The organism is Streptomyces sp. NPDC054932 (assembly GCF_053610205.1).
The window spans coordinates 1-17,132 of record NZ_JBSGXU010000172.1; the positions used below are offsets into that span (position 1 = coordinate 1).

Consider the following 17,132-nt stretch of genomic DNA (forward strand, 5'->3'; position numbering starts at 1 on the left):
GGACATCACCCGGCCGGGCTCGGCGCGCATGGGTTGCTCCCAGGTCTGTGGTCAGCCGCGGACGGTCAGGGCAACCCGGCACACGTGATCGCTTCAAGCGTGGGGTACGACCGCGACCGGGGCTGTGGCGTGGTGGAGGACAGCGTGGACGACCGGGCCGAGATGGGTGCCGATGGCGGAGCGGCGTATCCGCCGGCCGACGACGACCAGTGAGGCGTCTGCCGAAGCTTCGACGAGCTGGTTGGCGGGTTGCCCCACCGAGCAGTCCACTTCGACACGGACTTCGGGGTACTTGTCGCGCCAGGGCAGCAGTTCATCGGCGAGCGCAGTCGCCATGGAGGTCGCCATGCCGTCCCGTACCTCGGGCGCGAGCAGCGCCGGGTCGAACGCGAAGGCGGGCGGCATGCTCCAGCGGTGGATCACACGCAGTGGGGCCCGGCGTACGGCCGCCGCGTCGAAGGCGTGGTCGAGGAGCTCGCTAGACGGGTAGGAGAGGTCCAGCCCGAGCACGACAGGCCGGTCCTTGTCCTTCCGTGGTGCGTCACCATCAGATCCGGGCAGGCAGTCGGCGTCCAGCCAGGCGCCCGGCCGCACGACCACGACCGGGCGCTTGGCCTGGGCGAGCACGGCCTGGGAGACGGATCCGACGAGGAATCCTGTCATCGCCCCCAGTCCGCGCGAGCCGAGTACCAGTACCTCGGCCTCCTGCGCGGCAGCGACCAGGACGGTCAGCGGCCGCCCGTCCACCTGCTCCGTGGTGATCTCCAGGCCGGGGTGCCGCTCGGTCAACTGCAGCGCGACCTCCCGGGGGATGCGCTCACCCCAGTACTGGGGTGACGGGGTGGCCTCGGTCTGCGACGCGTATCCGTAGGACGGGATCCACTCCTCCATGGCGTGCAACAGCTTGAGGGGGACCCGGCGCCGCCGGGCTTCCCGGGCGGCCCACTCGGCGGCGGCAAGAGATGCAGGGGATCCGTCGATTCCCGCAATGACCGTACGTGACATGGTGTTTCCTCCGGAGCCTATGGGGCGAGTACCGTCGTCCGTCGTCGGCGGTGTGTGTCCCACCCTTCCCTTCCGTACCGTGGGGGAGCGATGGTCCAGGAGACCCGGGGAACGGGCCGAACGTCCCTCGTCGCCCGGCCGGACAGTGGCTGTGCCGGACACGGACGTGCGCGGTGCCCACACCAGTCACTGAGCACCTGGTACGCGAAGCGGCCCGCGTCCCTCACAGAGGGAACGCGGGCAACGGCGATGCGGAGCGCTGTGAATGGTCAGTCGTGGGGGATGACGGCCACCGGCGTCCGGCAGTGGTGCAGGACCGCACGGGTCACACCTCCGGTGTGGGGACCGAGCCGGGATTGGCGGTTGCGGCGGCCCATGACGAGGAGGCCGGCCGTGTGGGAAGCTTCCACCAACCTTCGCGCGGGGTGGCCGGGGCGGATCTCCCCTGTGACGCGCAGGCCGGGGTACGCATGCCGCCACTGCTCGATCACCTGCGTCAGGTCTCGTGCGGTCCTCGCGTCCGCAGCTCCGGGCGCCATGGCCGAAGCGGTCAGTGCCGCATCGCTGCCGAGCCCCCGCTGGGTATGCGGGCTGTGTACGACTCGCAGGGGTACACCGAGCCGGTGGGCCCGGGAGAAGGCGTGGTCCAGAACTTCGTCGCACGGGTGCGAAAGGTCCAGGCCGAGGACGATGCCGCCGTTCGGGATCGGAGCGCGGCCCGGAACCAGGACGACAGGATGCCGGGTACGGGCGACCACGGACAGGGCCACCGAACCGGACACGAACCCGGCGACCCCGCCCAGACCGCGGGAACCGAGCACCAACAGCTCGGACTCCTCGGCGGCCCCGCACAGAACGGTGGCCGGCTCGCCGCACAGCTCCTGCGCGACCACGTCCAGGCCCGGATGCGTGCGCCGTATCCGCTCGGCCGTGGAGCGCGGGTCCACGTCGTACGGCTCCAGCCTGGTGCGAGAGCCGATGAGCGGTGAATGGACGTCCGGTTCCAGGCCCCACACGTGCACGAGGCGAAGGGCGAGACCGCGTCGGCGCGCTTCGTCCGCGGCCCAGGCGACGGAGGCCAGGCTCTCGCGAGATCCGTCGAGCCCGACGGTGATCGCCCGGGACCGGCGGACCCCGAGATCGGGTGGAGAGGTTGGCACGGGGTGGAACACGGAAGGACCTCCGGCAGAAAGGGATGTCGGGTGCCGGCAATGGGTGGGGGGGAGAGCCGGCGGTCACCAAAGGCGGGCAGCGTCACCAGTGATCGGTCCTGGCGTGTGCGATCGTGCGAGTGCTTTCGGTGCGAGCTGCACAGGCAGGATGTTCGGCGATCGGGAGGTAGGCGCTGATGACCTTCCCCTTCCCGTCGGGTCTGGGGGAGGCACTCCAGTGGGCGGTCAACTGCGTGACGATGGAGAGCCCGCGGCCGTGCTCCGCCAGGGTGCCAGGGAGGGTGACCTTTGGAATCGGGGGCGCGGGATGGGGGTCCGCTACCTGGGCGATCAGAGCTTCTCCGGGGACCAGGGTGAGCGCGACCATGCATTCGCTCGTTGAAAGGTCCGGATTGGCGTGCGTGACGGCATTGGTGACCAGCTCACTGCAGACCAGCGTGGCAGCGTATTCCAAGTCCGGATGGCCCCACCAGGCCAACTGGCCCGAGACGAAGTCCCGTGCGGTTTTCACGGATTCAGGGCGGCTGGGCAAATTCATGCAGGCCGAGACGGCGGTGGGTGAGGCCAGTGCCTTGAGCATGTTGTCGCGCGTGATCTGGTGGGAGTTCATCGCTTGACCTCGTTCCTCTTCCGCGGTCGTGGACGGTCTTGCAGAGCGCTCGGGTGGACGCTGGGGATGGCCGAAGTGCAGCCAACGAAGTGGCTCTTGCGGCTACCGTTACGCTCAGCGAACCGTGATTCACTCGGCGTGGATATCCCGTGGAGGGTGCGGTACCGCGTAAGGCGCGTAAAGATCGTTTCGTGGACGGGGGCTTCCGGTGCCGCGTGAGCGCAACACCTTGCTGGAGGGCGTGCTGAGGCAGCTGAGCTGGTCGCAGGCCACAACCGCCCGGCATCTGCAGCGTGTGGCGGCCGAGGTCGGTGCCGACGACCTGAAAGCGGTGTCGGCCTCGCACGTAAACCAGTGGGTTCGTGGATCGCACCCTGAGCCGCCGGCGACCCGTATCTTGTGCGAAGCGTTGTCGCGAGGGCTGAGCAGCCGAGGGACCCATCGGGTCGTCACGGCAGCCGACATCGGGCTTAAAGACCCTGATGAGAAGGCAGGTTCCGCAACCCGGGACAGCGACTCGATCGCACAGCTCGTCGATCTCGGGGGGACCGACTTGGACCTGGAGCGCCGCCGCACCCTGAAAGGTGCAGCCTTCTCTCTCGCGGGGATGTTCCTGCCGTCCGACCGATGGTGGCAGAACACCGTCACTGCAGCTCAGTCGCGGAAGCCGTCGGACGCATGGCAGGTCGGCCCGGGCGACGTGGCCGCCGTACGGGAGATGACGCAGCTGCTTTCCCAGCGTGAACAGCGCCGCGGCGGCCAGGACGGCCGCTCCGCCCTCGTGGCCTACCTCCGGGCCGACGTCGCCGGATATCTCGGCGGCCGATTCCCGGACCACCACACGCGGCAGGAGATGTTCACTGCTGCCGGCGAACTGGCATACCTGGCAGGCTGGACCGCTTTCGACTCCTCCGAGCACGCCCTCGCCCAGAGGTGGCTCGGCGTTGCCCTCCGGCTATCCGCCGAAGCCGACGATGCTCCCTTGGCCGGACATATCCTCCGGGCCCAGGCGCACCAGACCCTGGACCTCGGTCATCCCACCCAAGCCCTCCAATTGGCCGAGGCCTCCGTCGCCCACCGCCGCTACACAAATGCCAGCCCGCGCGAACGCTCCCTCCTGGGGGTCGTTCATGCACGCAGCCTGGCGGCAGCCGGCCACAAGCAGCAGGCCATTGCCGCTCTGCTGCGCGCCGAAGACGACCTGCGCCACGCTGAGAGCGGAGACGGTGAGCCTGCCCGAGTGTTCTTCTTCTCCGAGGCAAGCCTCGCCCACGAAACGGCCCGCACTCTGCAGGGCCTCGGAGATCTCCGCGGAGCTGAACGTGAGTTCCAGCGCAGCGTCCGCACCCGCCGCGCCCAGCCTTTCGCCCGCACACATGCGGTCACCCTCGGCCTCCTGGGCGCGGTGCAGATACAGCGCGGAGCTGTCGATGCGGCCTGCGCCACCTGGTCCCAAGCCCTGGACACCATGCAGGGAGTCCAGTCCGGTCGGGCCCTGGACACCGTGGTCCAGATGCGCCGATCCCTATCTCCATATCGAGGCCGCGGAGGAACGTCGTTGGCCCAACTGGACGATCGCGCCCGCATGGTGATCAGCCGGGTACGCTGACCGGGCCATCACAGCACCGGCTCGGACCGGGGAACACCCAGGCCGAGCGGGTAGTCGTAGGGGAGGATTTCGTGGACGACCCGATCACGTTGGAGGCCGTCGCCCATGTCATCGGCGGCCACGAGAAGCCGGCCGACGACTACCAGGGCGGAGTCGAATCGATCATCCGCCTTCGCCCCGACCTCCCGCTGGATACCTTGCAAGGCCTTGAGGAGTTCTCCCACCTGATCGTCACCTGGCGCTTCCACCTGGGATCCGATGCCGACCTTCACCTCGGAGCCCGCAGCCCCCGCAACAACCCGGAGTGGGAGCCCACCGGCACCTTCGTGCACCGAAACCACCGGCGCCCCAACCGAATGGCGACCAGCTTTCCCCGGCTGCTCAAGGTCGAAGGACGGGATCTGCACGTCACCGACCTTGATGCTGTCAACGGCACCCCGATCTACGATCTCGGCCCCTACTTCGAGCAGATGGGACCTCGCGGCCCTATCACCAGCCCGGCGTGGCCGGCGGTGATGCTGGAGCATTACTGGGACCCCGCTGCCGAGCGACCCTGACCCTGGGAAGGGACACCGGACGGTGCTTGCTTGGGCCTCCATGCCCCTGGCACGGCGGGCTCAGTGCCGCGGCCGCCGACGAGTGAACACGCAATGGTCGGGGCTGGCGTTGATTCCGAAGGGCAGCCCGATGCGGTCGAGGAGAAATTCCTGGCCGACGGCGTGCACACCGTACCCGCAGTGGGGGTGCAGGCTGCACAGGCCCGTTTCATCAGGGCGCTGGCAATGCCCTGGCCACGGCTTCATCGGCCACTGCCAATCCGCGCACCTGCCGATGGCCAGGCTAAGCGTCAATCCCTCCAGGTTGCCGAACGAGGCCCAAGGCTCGTTCGATGACGGTTCGGAAGGTGACCGACAGGACGTCGACCGGCCGGACACGCTGGTCGGCGGCCACAGGGGTGAGGCTGAAGCCGGCCATCGAATCGGCCTTAGCTAGCGTGCCCAGCGGTACGACGTGCGAAGTCCGGCCGTCAGTGTTACGGGCCTGCTGCTGCCCTTCTTCGCCGGGCGCTTTGCCACCGGCAACCCTCGGGAATCAACGAAGGGGAACTGCGCTGAGCGCCACGAGGCCACGGTTGTTCAAGGAGGGTTTACCGGCCGAATGCGTATGACCTGTCGGCCAGGCAGTTCGGCACGAACGTGTCGCATAAGCGAGATCCCGGCGCGCTCGGATCGGTAGGAGCTGACACCGTCGCTTCCTGACCTGAGCGGGCCCACCACGCCGCCCTGCTCGCCGACGTCCGGCCCCCAGCCATAGGAAGTGCAGCACCCGGCCACCCGGTTCGGCTTCTGCCGCAGAACGAGTGCAGTGGCAGCGAGCGACGTCACCAGCGACCTCCTGTGCCTATAGCGTCGGCTATTCCGTCCATTCGCCGACGGCAGACATGAACGACTGGATTTTCTTCCGGAGGGCATGTCAACGTACGAGTGTCCGCACTTCCAATGGCTCAGGAGTCGGTGCGAGCTTGCGGAATTCGTCCTCGCGCACCCGAAAGGTATCGGTCGTGGGATCCCGGAACCCCCTGGATATGGAAGGGTTTGTGGTTGTACTGACCGTCGAAGGCTCGCCTTCGCGGGAGGTGGGTAGACCCCGATCGTTCGGACGGCTGGGCGCAATATAGTCCCGGAACCCCGGTTAGCGAAACCGGGGATTCTTCGCATCATAGCCTCGGACGTGTTCGTGGCCGCTCGCTCTGTTCTGTGGGCGGGGGAGTGTGAAGACCGGAGGATCTTGATTGGCGCAGGGTGGGAGTTATCGGTTGCTCACGCCGGCCGAAGTAGCTGAATGGCTGAAGGTCGGCGAAGTCACTGTGAAGAACAAGTACCGATCTTGGGGGCTTCGCCCCCAGAAAGTAGGTCGCCTCCTCCGATTCCGTGAGCGAGATGTCGTTTCCTACCTCGACAGCAGGTACGGATAGGGGAGCCTCCCGTGAGGCCCAGTAGGGAGAATCTGAAGCTTGGCCCGCGTGTTGCAGAAGTGTAAGGACGACCCGAGGAACGTTCACTACCCGTGTGGGCAGACCCGCTGCGGTCATCCGTGGACCGTCCGGTACCGCGAACCAGGCGGCAGGGCGGGAGGTCAGCGAGAGAAGTCCTTCGAGAAGAAGGGACAGGCCGACGCCTTTGCCACCAAGGTGGAGCGGGACAAGGATCTCGGCACTTACATCGCGCCGACGGGTCTCTTGCATCCTCTCGTAGCCGTGTACCGCGAGTTCATCACGTCGGGGGATCGCGCAAACGGTACGAGGTACCAGTATGAGACGAGCCTGCGTCTCCACGTGCAGCCGTACTTTGGCAGCACCGCCATTGGTGCTGTAAGGCCGAAGGACCTCCAGGCATGGCTGAAATGGATGGTCGAGGAACGTGGCTACAAGGAGTCGACGGCGATCAACCGCTATGAGACTCTCGCCGGAGTCTTCAGCTTCGCCGTCGCCAATGAGTACATCACCAAGAACCCGTGCCAGCACGTCCGCACCAGCCGACGGCGTGTGAAGCGTAAGGCGAAGAAGACCATTCGTCTGCCCACACTGGAGGAGATCGAAGCCATAGAGAGACACCTTCCGGGCCCGTACAAGCTCCTCGCGTGGTTGATGGCCGGCTGTGGGTTGCGTATTGGCGAGGCGTGCGCCGTGACGCTCCAGCAGTTCGACTTCGAGGCAGGGCTGATCTTCGTGGACCGTCAGGTCACGCAGGACGGCGAGAACGAGGAGCCAAAAACCGCTGTCCAGAAGGCGATCACGAAGGGCCGGGGACGGGCCCACTGCGTAAGGCACCTCAAGTGGCGTGACTTGGACGAGGGCCGAGCGGTTCCGCTGCCGCCCAGCATCGCTGCCAAGGTGCAGGAGCACGTCCAGCGGTATGGAACGTTTCGAGTCAGAGATGCGGTGAACCGGCTCCCGGGCGACTACCTCTTCTCGAACGTCGGGGGCACCAACATCCTCATGTACTCGCTCGTCGACCGTCTGTGGCGGAAGGCCAAGCAGAGCGCGGGCATCACAAGGACGATCACCCCGCATTGGCTGCCCACTTCTTCGCTTCGGCGGGACTGTCGAAGGGCGTACCGGTGACGGACATGGCCGAGTGGCTCGGGCATCGGGATCCACGCATCACCCACGAGACGTACGCGCACGTGATGCCCGACGCCCCGGGACGACTGAGGGCCCTGATGGATTCGGTCTTCACGCGCGAGACCGAGCTGAGCCTGCCGCTCGAGTTCGAGACTGTGGTCCAAGCGGCCTGACGCCCAGTGACGCCATCGCGATGTGCCGATCCGATCCGCCCGTGAATGACCGGGTTCAACGCTGCGTAGTCAGCACCGAACCAGCACGGGAGAGGTTGCCGGGGGTGCTGACAAGGGCTTTCGGGTCAGCACCGAACCAGCACGGGAGTCAGCACGGGGGGTGCAAAACAGGCTGATCCACGCGTTTGCGGCGGGTGTCGACGGGGCGTTCCGGAAGCCTTCAAGGTGTCCGAGGCGGCGATGTGGTGGTTGGGTACACAAGGTCGTGCCTGAATGTGATGTCCCGCCACATACGCCGCCGACCTGCGGGCTTCTACGGTGTGGCCACACCAAACGTCCCCGTAGACCCCGGAAGTGGTGCACATGACCTCCCCCGCAACAGCCGCACCATCAGCAACCGGAATCCGCAGGATCGTCGCCGCGAGCCTCATCGGGACCACCATCGAGTGGTACGACTTCTTCCTCTACGGCTCGGCCGCAGCACTGGTCTTCAACGAGTTGTTCTTCCCCGGCAGCGAGCCCCTGGTCGGCACCCTCCTGGCCTTCCTCACCTACGCGATCGGCTTCGCCGCGCGTCCCCTGGGCGGGCTGGTCTTCGGCCACTACGGGGACAAGATCGGCCGCAAGCAGCTCCTCGTCCTCAGCCTGCTCCTCATGGGCGGGGCCACCTTCGCCATGGGTCTGCTCCCCACCCACGCGAGCATCGGCGTCGGCGCCCCCGTCCTCCTCACCCTCCTGCGGCTGGTCCAGGGATTCGCGCTCGGCGGCGAGTGGGGCGGGGCGGTGCTGATCGTCTCCGAGCACGGGGACGACAAGAACCGCGGCTTCTGGGCCTCTTGGCCCCAGGCCGGCGCGCCCGGAGGCAATCTGCTGGCCACCGGTGTGCTCGCCGTGCTGGCCGCCGTCCAGTCCGACGCGGCCTTCCTCGCCTGGGGCTGGCGGATCCCCTTCCTGCTCTCCGGCGTGCTCGTGATGATCGGCCTGTGGATCCGGGTGTCGGTCTCGGAGTCCCCGGTCTTCCTGGAGGCGCAGGCCAGGGCCGCGGAGCAGGCCGCCGCCGGGGTCAGGGAGAAGCCGCCCGTGGCCGAGGTGTTCCGTACGAACTGGCGCGGAGTCCTGACCGCCATCGGCACCCGGCTCGGCGAGAACATCTCGTACTACGTCATCACCGCCTTCCTCCTCGTCTACGTCACCACCCACCTCGGGCTGCCCAAGAGCGACGGCCTGAACGCCGTACTGATCGGCTCCGCCGTCCACTTCGTGGCCATCCCGGCCTGGGGGGCGCTCTCCGACCGCATCGGTCGGCGCACCGTCACCCTCATCGGCTCGGTGGGCATGATCGGCTGGGCGTTCGCGTTCTTCGCGATGCTGGACTCCAAGTCCTTCCCGGTGATCGCCGCCGCCGTGACCGTCGGACTGCTCCTGCACGGCGCCATGTACGGTCCGCAGGCGGCCTTCATCTCCGAGATGTTCGACACCAAGGTCCGCTACTCCGGCGCCTCGATGGGCTCCCAGCTGGCCTCCATCATCGGCGGCGCACTCGCCCCGATCATCGCCGTGGCCCTGCTGCGCGACTACGACTCCTCCCTGCCCGTCTCGGTCTATCTCGCCGCGGCGGCCGCGGTCACCACGCTGACCGTCCTGGTGGCCAAGGAGACCCGCGGGCGTAGCCTGACCCGGGAACACACCCCGGTACGCGCCTCCGTACCCACCGCCCGCCGGGCCGGGCACGATCCGGTGTCCGCCGACAACTGACCCCCCGGTCGCGGGCGGCGCCGTCCGGGCCGGTGCCGCCCCCGTCCGAGTCCAGCACCACGGAGAGCACCCGATGGCCACCACCGAAGAGAGCGGGAGCGACGGCACCGGCGCGCTGCTCCGGCTGCGGAACCTCCTGGACCTGCTGGACCAGGGCGCACCGGCCGAGCAGTTCACCCCACCGCCCGCCGGGGCGTTCCCGGGCGGGGATCCCTCCGAGGCCGACGCGGCGGTGATCGCCGACGCGACCCGGGTCGCGCTGCGCATCCGCCGCACCCTCAGCCAGCACCGCCGCCGTGAGGCCGAACTCGCCGCCCTCTTCGACACCGCCGGCGACCTCGCCCGCCTCAGGGAGCCGGACGCCGTCCTGAAGGCCATCGTCCACCGGGCCAAGCTGCTCCTCGGTACGGACGTGACGTACCTGTCGCTCAACGACGAGGAAGCGGGCGACACGTACATGCGCGTGACCGACGGCTCGGTCTCCGCCGCCTTCCAGCAGGTGCGCCTCGGCATGGGGGAGGGGCTGGGCGGGCTCGTCGCGGAAACCGCCCGCCCGTACTCCACCGGCGACTACCGCGACGACCGGCGCTTCCGGCACACCACGGCGATCGACGGCGCCGTCACGGAGGAGGGCCTGCGGGCCATCCTCGGCGTACCGCTGCGTCTGGGCACCCGGGTGATCGGCGTCCTGTACGCGGCGGACCGCACCGCCCGTGCCTTCACGCCGGACGAGGTCGCCCTGCTGTCCTCCTTGGCCGACCACGCCGCCATCGCCATCGACGGCGCCCGTCTGCTGGACGAGACGCGCACCGCACTGGTCGACCTCAACGAGGCCTCGCGGACCATCGAGGCGCACAGTGACGCCATGCGCCGGGCCGAGGACGCCCACGACCGGCTGACCGATCTGGTCCTGCGCGGCGGCGACGTCGGCGACGTGGCCACCGCCATCGGCACTGTCCTGCAGGGCGGCACCCTCATCCACGACGCCGAAGGGGCCGAACTCGCGCGAGCGGGCACCGACTCCGGGCGCCCGTCCGCCCGGGCCGTCGCGGCCTCCCGGGCCGGCGGACGTGCCGTCTCCGCCGACGGAACCTGGGTGTGCGCGGTCCTCGCCGGGCAGGAACTGCTCGGCAGCATCGCGCTCACCGGCCGCGCCGACCTCGACGACGCCGACCGCCGTCTCTTCGAGCGCGCCAGCCTCGTCACCGCCCTGCTGCTCCTCCTGCGCCGCTCGGTCGCCGAGACCGAGGACCGGGTACGGGGCGAACTGCTGGGCGACCTCCTCGGCAGGGCCGCGGACCCGGCCGGGCTGTCGGCGCGGGCCCGCCGGCTCGGTGTGAACCTGGGCCGTCCGCACGCCGTGTTCGTCCTGCACACCGGGGCCGTGCCGCGGCCCAGGCTGCTGGCCGCCGCCGCCCGTGTCGCGCAGGCGCGCAAGGGGCTGGCGGGGCTGCACCACGAGGACGTGGTCCTGGTGTGCCCCACCGGGCCGGGACCCGCCGTCGATCCCGGGCCGGGTTCCGCCAGCGATGCCGGGCCGGGACCTGCCGCCGATCCCGGGCCGGGTTCCGCCACCGATGCCGGGCCGGGCCCGGCCGCCGCGAGCCTCGCGGGCGAGCTGCGGCAGGCCCTCGGCGGTCCCGTCACCGTCGGAGCCGCCGGGCCGGTCACCGCGCCCGCGGAGTTCGCCGATGCCTACGCCGAGGCCCGCCGCTGCCGGACCGCACTGCGCGCCCTGGGCCGCGAAGGCACCGGGTCCGCCCTGCGGGACCTGGGCTTCCTCGGCGTGCTGCTCGGTGACCAGACGGACCTGGGCGGCTACGTGCGCCAGACCCTGGGGCCCGTGCTCGCCTACGACGCGAAGCGCGGCACCGATCTCACGCACACCCTCCGGGCCTACTTCGACGCCGGCACGAGCCAGTCCCGGGCTGCGGCAGCGCTCCATGTGCACGTCAATACTGTGGTGCAGCGCCTGGACCGGATAGCCGGCCTGCTCGGCCGCGACTGGCAGCGCCCCGAGCGGGCGCTGGAGCTGCAACTCGCGCTGCGCATCCACCAGGTGAACCACCATGACGATCCCGGCCCGGGGGACTTCGCGGCGTAGCCTGCGGGAAGCCGGTTCAGCTGGCAGGCTGGACGGCATGTGCGGCCGTTATGCGTCCACCCGCAGTCCCGAGGACCTGTCCGGCCTCTTCGGGGCCACGCCCCCGGATCCGGGGCACGTGCTGGAGCCGAGCTGGAACGTCGCCCCCACCGATGCGGTGTGGGCGGTGCTGGAGCGTGCCGACCGGCAGAGCGGCGTGCTGGAGCGGCAGCTGCGCCCCTTGAGGTGGGGGCTGGTGCCCTCGTGGTCGAAGAGTTCGTCCGGCGGCGCGAGGATGATCAACGCGCGGGTGGAGACGGTGCACGAGAAGCCGGCCTACCGGCGCGCGTTCGCCAAGCGCCGGTGCCTGCTGCCGGCCGACGGGTTCTACGAGTGGCAGCCCGTCCCCGCCTCCGGTTCCGTGAAGGCGTACAAGCAGCCGTACTTCATCCGCCCCGAGGGCGGGGCGGTGATGGCGATGGCCGGGCTGTACGAGTTCTGGCGCGACCCCGCCGTCGCTGCCGACGACGATCCGGCGGCGTGGTGGGCGACCTGCACCATCATCACCACCGAGGCCTCCGACGCGGCCGGCCGCGTCCACCCCCGGATGCCGCTGGCCCTCGCCCCGGCGGACTACGAGGCATGGCTGGACCCGTCCCACGAGGACCCGGACGAACTGCGCGCACTGCTCGCCGCTCCCGCGGGCGGCCGGCTCGATGTCCGCGCCGTGTCGACCGCCGTCAACAGCGTGCGCAACAACGGCCCCGAGCTCCTGGAGGAGCCCGCGGCCCCGGGTCGCTGAGGCGCACCCCAGTCCTCCTCGCTGTGGGCGCACGCCTGGGTGCAGGGGCGGTGACGCCCGCACCTGGGCCGTCTCTTTCGCCTCTCCTCCGGCACGGCCGGTGCCTCGCGTGATCGTCGCGCCGCGGATGAAGTAAAGAATCATTGACATGGTGTCCTGATTCCTTGACACTGCAGATGTCTGGTTTTCTTTACATGGGGAGTGGCAGTGGCAGTCGAGGAGAAACGCGCGTGGATCATGATCGTGGTCACGATCGTGTCGTACGGGGCGTACCTGGCCGTCGTCCTCGGTGGGTCCCGGAGCGGTCCGCTGGATCAGCAGCCGTACGCGGCGGCGCTGCTGTGGACGGTCGGTGCGGCCATCGCGGCCTCGATCGCGCTCCACATCACCGTGTCGCTCGTGTCGCCCGAGGAGGGCAGGGTCAAGGACCAGCGCGACCGGGAGATCCACCGGTTCGGTGAACACATCGGACAGTCGTTCGTCGTGATCGGCGCCGTGGCCGGGCTCCTCCTGGCCATGGCCGAGGCGGACCAGTTCTGGATCGCCAACGCGATCTACCTCGGCTTCGTCCTGTCGGCGCTGCTCGCCTCCACGGCGAAGATCGTCTCCTACCGGCTGGGCTTCCACCCGTGGTAAGGCCCACCAGGGTCACCAACAGCATCCGGGCCCTGCGCTTCGCCAACGGCGAGATGACCCAGGCCGAGCTCGCCCGCCGGATCGGGGTGACCCGTCAGACCGTCATCGCCATCGAGCAGGGCCGCTACTCGCCCTCTCTCGAGAAGGCGTTCGAGATCGCCCGCGTGTTCGCGGTACCGCTCGACACCGTGTTCCAGTACACCGTCACCGAGGGAGACGACTCATGAAGGCCATCGTCCAGGACGTCTACGGATCGCCCGCGGTCCTGCGGCTCGAAGAAGTGGAGCGACCGGTGCCGGGCCGTGGCCAGGTGCTCGTACGGGTGCGCGCGGCCGCCGTCGACCAGGGCGTCTGGCACCTCATGGCCGGCATGCCCTACGCGGTCCGAGCCGTCTCCGGCCTCCGGAGGCCCAGGACACGCGTCCGCGGCATGGACGTCGCGGGGCTGGTGGAAGCCGTCGGTCCGGACGTCACCCGCTTCCGGCCGGGCGACGAGGTGTACGGCAACTGCTCCGGGTCGTTCGCCGAGTACGCCTGCGCCAAGGAGAACACGCTCGCACCCAAACCGCGCGGCCTCGACTTCGAACAGGCCGCGGCCGTGCCCGTCTCCGGGTGCACGGCACTGAACGCCGTACGGGACAGCGCACGGGTCACAGCCGGTCAGAGCGTCCTCGTCCTCGGCGCATCGGGCGGTGTGGGCACCTTCGCCGTCCAGGTGGCCAAGGCCCACGGGGCCCACGTCACCGGAGTGTGCAGCGCCGCCAAGGCGGACCTGGTCCGCTCCCTCGGCGCCGACGAGGTCCTCGACTACGCGCACGAGGACCCCGTCGACGGCAGCCTCCGCTACGACGTCATCCTGGACATCGCGGGCAACCGGCCCCTCTCCCGGCTGCGCCGCGCCCTCACCCCCCGCGGAACCCTCGTCATCATCGGCGGCGAAGGCGGCGGCAATTGGATCGGCGGCAACGAGCGCCAGCTGGGCGCGCTCCTGCTGTCGCCCTTCGTCGGCCACCGGCTCCGCCCGCTCGGCACCCTGGTGCGCCGGCGCGACCTCGAAGCCCTCACGGAGCTCATCGAGGCCGGTGCGGTGACCCCCGCCATCGACCGGACCTACCCGCTGGCCGAGGTGCCCGATGCCATTCGCCACCTGCGGGACGGCAGCGTCCGCGGCAAGCTCGCCATCCGGCTATGACGCGCCGAGCCTGATGCGGGCGGCGATCGGCAGATGATCGCTGCCGGTCTCCGGCAGGGTCCAGACCTCGGCGGCGGTCGCCCCACGGGTCAGGATCTGGTCGATCCTGGCCACCGGGGCCGCCGCGGGCCAGCTGAGGGCGAGCCCCCGCCGCGGCGCGCTCATCCGGGAGGTCAGCGGAGCCAGACCCCGGTCGTCCACCGTGCTGTTGAGGTCCCCCAGCAGGATCACCCGCTCCAGCTGCTCGGCGCCGACGGCCGCGCCCAGCAGCCGGGCGCTCTCGTCCCGGAGGCCGGAACCGAAACCGCTCGACCGGAAGCGGACCGAGGGCAGGTGTGCCACGTACACCGCGATCTCGCCCCGTGGCGTGTGCACACCGCAGCGCAGGCCACGGCTCCAGCCCTCCCCGATGCCCGCGGGCTTGATGTCCATGCGGCGGACGTCGGTGAGGGGAAGCTTCGACCAGAGCCCGACCGTGCCCTCGACCGCGTGGTACGGGTACTCGGGTGCCAGCGCCGCCTCGTAGGCCGGCAGCGCGGGCGGCGTCAGCTCCTCCAGGGCGATGAGATCCGGCGCGGACCCGATCAGGGCGCGCGCGGTGCCCGTGGGGTCGGGGTTCTCGTCACTGACGTTGTGCTGGACCACCGTGATGTCGTGCGCGCCGCGGTCCGCGGGCAGGAGCAGTCCGCCGAAGAGCCCCGCCCACGCGGCCGCGGGCAGCAGTACCGCGACCAGCGCGGTGACCGAGCGGCGTACCAGCGCCGCCACGAGCAGGACCGGCACCGCGAGGCCCAGCCAGGGGAGGAAAGCCTCCAGCGCACTGCCCAGGCGGCCCACGGCATTGGGCACGGCGGAGTGGAACACGAGCAGGCCGGCGGTCAGTAGGGCGAGCGCCGCGAGCACGCGCCCACGCGTCCACGGCGTGCGGCCGTGCGCGTCGGTGCCCCAGGGCCACCAGGGCCCCGGGCTCTCCCTGCGCCGGCGGGCGGTGCGCCGCGCACCGCTCCTCGCCACGTCCACCACCGGAGTCCCACCCGTCTGCCCAGGACACTTCTGCGCCTCGCGTCCCGCAGCCGTGTGCGTGACGTCGCCCCGTACGACGCGTGATCAGGCGGACGGGTTCCCGCCGGAGCGCGTGTGGAAGAGTGATCACCCGGGGTGGCGGCCGTACAGGGCGGTCCGAGGAGCGAGGACGGGATACTCGTATGGGTGCGGCAAGGATCGCGGTCGTGACGAGCGAGAGCGGCGCCGAAGCGGACGCGGATCTCCCGCTGATCCTGACGGCGCTGCAGGATGCGGGCCTGGCTGCGCAGGCGGTGGCCTGGGACACGGACACGCCGGAATGGGGCGGCTACGACCTGGCGGTCATCCGGTCGACCTGGGACTACGCGGACCGGCTGGCGGAGTTCCTGGCATGGGCCGACGCGACGGCCGAGGTCACCCGGCTGTGGAATCCCGCGCCGGTGGTGCGCTGGAACAGTGACAAGCGCTATCTGCTGGAGCTCGCCGGGCGCGGCGTGCCCGTCGTACCGACCCGGTTCGTCGAACCGGGCGGGGACTGCGACGCGCAGGACTTCGACGGGCCGCACGGAGTGGTGGTCAAGCCCGCCGTCTCCTCGGGGGCACGGGACACCGCGCGCTACGAGTCCGGCCGCCGGGCGGACGCCGAGCGTCACGCGCGCATGCTGCTGGACCAGGGCCGCACCGCGATGGTCCAGCCGTATCTGCCGCTCGTGGAGGAGGGGGAGCGCTCCCTGATCTTCTTCGGCGGCACCTTCAGTCACGCGATCCGCAAGCAGCCCCTGCTGACGGAGGCGGGGCTGATCGACAACTTCAGGGTGCCCCACCCCGGGGCCGCCCCCTACCGCCCGTCCGATTCGGAGCTCCGTACGGCGCGGGCGGCCCTGGACGCCGTTCCCGCCCCGGGCGAGCTGTTGTTCGCCCGGGTGGACCTGGCGTTGAACGGGGCCAGGGAACCCGTGGTCATGGAGCTGGAACTGATCGAGCCGAATCTGTTCCTGCAGATCAACCCGCAGGGGCTGGAGCGCTTCGCCGGGGCGGTCGCGGGCGCCCTGGACGCAGTCCGGGAGGCCGGCGCGTAGCGCACCGGCCTCCCGATCGAGCCCGCAGGGGAGTGCGGACAGTCTGTGGGGCGTGTCCGACCTGGGCCGTCTCTAGCCGAGGCGGTCCAGCCGGACGCGCCGACGGCGGCGCAGCAGGAGACCCACGGCCGCACCCGCCACGGCGGTCACGGCCACACCTGCCGTCGTCCACCAGACGGCGTACCCCTCGGTGGCCGCGGCTGCTTCCGGTGCCTGCGACCGGGACGCGGCCGAGGCCGAGGCCGGAGAGGGCGATGCCGCCGGTGCCGCGGCGGACGGTGCGACGGGAGACGTCGCGGAGGGGACCGGAGCGGGAGTGCCCGGCGCCCCGGTGCCCGGAGCCGGGTCCACCACGGGTACGCCTACTTCGAGTTCGCCGTGCCCCAGGGCCGGGAAGCCCACGTCGACGCTGACCTTCCACGAACCCGGCGGCAGTGCCTCGGCCGTGGTCCAGCCGGCGGGAGCCGCAGCGGGATCGCGGACCAGACGCCAGGGCCCCATGGTGCGGGAGCCGTCGACACTGACCGCGTTCACGGTGGCGGCGACGGCCTCGTCGACGGCGTCCCCGTCGTTCTCCCAGGTGACGTCGGCGGTGACGTGGCCCTCGCGCTGCCCGGTCACCACCACCTTCACGGTGTCACCGTGGGCGTGGGCCGCGGAGGGGAGCAGGAACATGAGGCCGAGTGCGGCCAGGGCGGCAGAGAAAACGATTCGTATGCGCATCGTCGGGGTGCTCCGGTCAAGATGAGGGGTGCCGGCGGACGGCCGCCCGCAACTACCCGCACAACCCCCGGTCGCTGTGACAGACGCCGCAAACCGGGTGGAGCAGGACACGGACGCCTGGCATCATGGCTCCCGTGATCATGTAT

General features: G+C 70.1%; 17 protein-coding genes. 12 read left to right on the forward strand and 5 right to left on the reverse strand.

Annotation, left to right across the window (positions count from 1 at the left end):
- Nucleotides 1–93: 93 nt before the first annotated feature.
- The 3 genes from ACWGE1_RS32440 to ACWGE1_RS32450 form a co-directional block, all read right to left on the reverse strand.
- The gene (locus ACWGE1_RS32440; protein WP_453424028.1) at nt 94–1,005 is read right to left on the reverse strand and encodes a universal stress protein; all 912 of its coding nucleotides are present in this window, start codon (nt 1,003–1,005) and stop codon (nt 94–96) included.
- 269 nt (nt 1,006–1,274) lie between these two features.
- Entirely contained in the window at nt 1,275–2,165 is an 891-nt protein-coding gene (locus ACWGE1_RS32445) for a universal stress protein (RefSeq protein WP_453424029.1), read from the reverse strand.
- Between the two features lie 94 nt (nt 2,166–2,259).
- Nucleotides 2,260–2,787, reverse strand: a complete 528-nt coding sequence (locus ACWGE1_RS32450) for an ATP-binding protein (RefSeq protein WP_453424030.1) — start codon at nt 2,785–2,787, stop codon at nt 2,260–2,262.
- A 208-nt stretch (nt 2,788–2,995) separates the two neighbouring features.
- Here ACWGE1_RS32450 and ACWGE1_RS32455 point away from each other — a divergent pair, with 208 nt between their 5' ends.
- The 11 genes from ACWGE1_RS32455 (at nt 2,996) to ACWGE1_RS32505 (ending at nt 14,161) form a co-directional block, all read left to right on the forward strand.
- Nucleotides 2,996–4,396, forward strand: a complete 1,401-nt coding sequence (locus tag ACWGE1_RS32455) for a Tat pathway signal protein (protein WP_453424031.1) — start codon at nt 2,996–2,998, stop codon at nt 4,394–4,396.
- A 71-nt stretch (nt 4,397–4,467) separates the two neighbouring features.
- Nucleotides 4,468–4,953: a TrmO family methyltransferase domain-containing protein gene (locus ACWGE1_RS32460; RefSeq protein WP_326746945.1), complete on the forward strand. Its 486-nt coding sequence runs from the start codon at nt 4,468–4,470 to the stop codon at nt 4,951–4,953.
- A 1,259-nt stretch (nt 4,954–6,212) separates the two neighbouring features.
- The gene (locus ACWGE1_RS32465; protein ID WP_453424041.1) at nt 6,213–6,371 is read left to right on the forward strand and encodes a helix-turn-helix domain-containing protein; all 159 of its coding nucleotides are present in this window, start codon (nt 6,213–6,215) and stop codon (nt 6,369–6,371) included.
- A gap of 48 nt (nt 6,372–6,419) precedes the next feature.
- Entirely contained in the window at nt 6,420–7,520 is a 1,101-nt protein-coding gene (locus ACWGE1_RS32470; protein ID WP_453424042.1) for a tyrosine-type recombinase/integrase, read from the forward strand.
- A gap of 5 nt (nt 7,521–7,525) precedes the next feature.
- Nucleotides 7,526–7,693 (forward strand): hypothetical protein, encoded by a 168-nt coding sequence (locus ACWGE1_RS32475; RefSeq protein ID WP_453424032.1) that lies wholly within the window; start codon nt 7,526–7,528, stop codon nt 7,691–7,693.
- A 363-nt stretch (nt 7,694–8,056) separates the two neighbouring features.
- Nucleotides 8,057–9,448 (forward strand): MFS transporter, encoded by a 1,392-nt coding sequence (locus tag ACWGE1_RS32480; protein WP_453424033.1) that lies wholly within the window; start codon nt 8,057–8,059, stop codon nt 9,446–9,448.
- A gap of 73 nt (nt 9,449–9,521) precedes the next feature.
- Nucleotides 9,522–11,552, forward strand: coding sequence for a helix-turn-helix domain-containing protein (locus tag ACWGE1_RS32485; RefSeq protein ID WP_453424034.1), 2,031 nt, complete (start codon nt 9,522–9,524; stop codon nt 11,550–11,552).
- Nucleotides 11,553–11,589: 37 nt separating this feature from the next.
- Nucleotides 11,590–12,333: an SOS response-associated peptidase gene (locus tag ACWGE1_RS32490; protein WP_453424035.1), complete on the forward strand. Its 744-nt coding sequence runs from the start codon at nt 11,590–11,592 to the stop codon at nt 12,331–12,333.
- 207 nt (nt 12,334–12,540) lie between these two features.
- Nucleotides 12,541–12,969, forward strand: a complete 429-nt coding sequence (locus ACWGE1_RS32495) for a hypothetical protein (RefSeq protein ID WP_453424036.1) — start codon at nt 12,541–12,543, stop codon at nt 12,967–12,969.
- A complete protein-coding gene (locus ACWGE1_RS32500; RefSeq protein WP_453424037.1) occupies nt 12,963–13,196 on the forward strand; it encodes a helix-turn-helix transcriptional regulator in 234 nt (77 codons plus the stop codon). The genes ACWGE1_RS32495 and ACWGE1_RS32500 overlap by 7 nt, the downstream gene beginning before the upstream one ends.
- Nucleotides 13,193–14,161 carry an NAD(P)-dependent alcohol dehydrogenase gene (locus tag ACWGE1_RS32505; RefSeq protein WP_453424038.1) on the forward strand — a complete coding sequence of 323 codons (969 nt, stop codon included), beginning with the start codon at nt 13,193–13,195 and terminating at the stop codon, nt 14,159–14,161. Before ACWGE1_RS32500 ends, ACWGE1_RS32505 begins: the two co-directional genes overlap by 4 nt.
- Here the strand turns inward: ACWGE1_RS32505 and ACWGE1_RS32510 are convergent.
- Nucleotides 14,156–15,064 carry an endonuclease/exonuclease/phosphatase family protein gene (locus tag ACWGE1_RS32510; RefSeq protein ID WP_453424043.1) on the reverse strand — a complete coding sequence of 303 codons (909 nt, stop codon included), beginning with the start codon at nt 15,062–15,064 and terminating at the stop codon, nt 14,156–14,158. The two genes, ACWGE1_RS32505 and ACWGE1_RS32510, sit on opposite strands and share 6 nt — an antisense overlap.
- A 326-nt stretch (nt 15,065–15,390) precedes the next feature.
- Between ACWGE1_RS32510 and ACWGE1_RS32515 the strand changes: the two genes are divergently transcribed.
- Entirely contained in the window at nt 15,391–16,263 is an 873-nt protein-coding gene (locus tag ACWGE1_RS32515; RefSeq protein WP_453424039.1) for an ATP-grasp domain-containing protein, read from the forward strand.
- A 72-nt stretch (nt 16,264–16,335) separates the two neighbouring features.
- Here ACWGE1_RS32515 and ACWGE1_RS32520 read toward each other — a convergent pair whose 3' ends face one another.
- Nucleotides 16,336–16,986, reverse strand: coding sequence for a hypothetical protein (locus ACWGE1_RS32520; protein WP_453424040.1), 651 nt, complete (start codon nt 16,984–16,986; stop codon nt 16,336–16,338).
- Nucleotides 16,987–17,132: the final 146 nt, after the last annotated feature.

Bases quoted from the DNA above. Each gene is read 5' to 3' on its own strand.
- ACWGE1_RS32440 (WP_453424028.1), bottom strand. From the start codon at position 1,005: ATGTCACGTACGGTCATTGCGGGAATCGACGGATCCCCTGCATCTCTT.
- ACWGE1_RS32450 (WP_453424030.1), bottom strand. From the start codon at position 2,787: ATGAACTCCCACCAGATCACGCGCGACAACATGCTCAAGGCACTGGCC.
- ACWGE1_RS32475 (WP_453424032.1), top strand. From the start codon at position 7,526: ATGGCCGAGTGGCTCGGGCATCGGGATCCACGCATCACCCACGAGACG.
- ACWGE1_RS32480 (WP_453424033.1), top strand. From the start codon at position 8,057: ATGACCTCCCCCGCAACAGCCGCACCATCAGCAACCGGAATCCGCAGG.
- ACWGE1_RS32485 (WP_453424034.1), top strand. From the start codon at position 9,522: ATGGCCACCACCGAAGAGAGCGGGAGCGACGGCACCGGCGCGCTGCTC.
- ACWGE1_RS32490 (WP_453424035.1), top strand. From the start codon at position 11,590: ATGTGCGGCCGTTATGCGTCCACCCGCAGTCCCGAGGACCTGTCCGGC.
- ACWGE1_RS32505 (WP_453424038.1), top strand. From the start codon at position 13,193: ATGAAGGCCATCGTCCAGGACGTCTACGGATCGCCCGCGGTCCTGCGG.
- ACWGE1_RS32520 (WP_453424040.1), bottom strand. From the start codon at position 16,986: ATGCGCATACGAATCGTTTTCTCTGCCGCCCTGGCCGCACTCGGCCTC.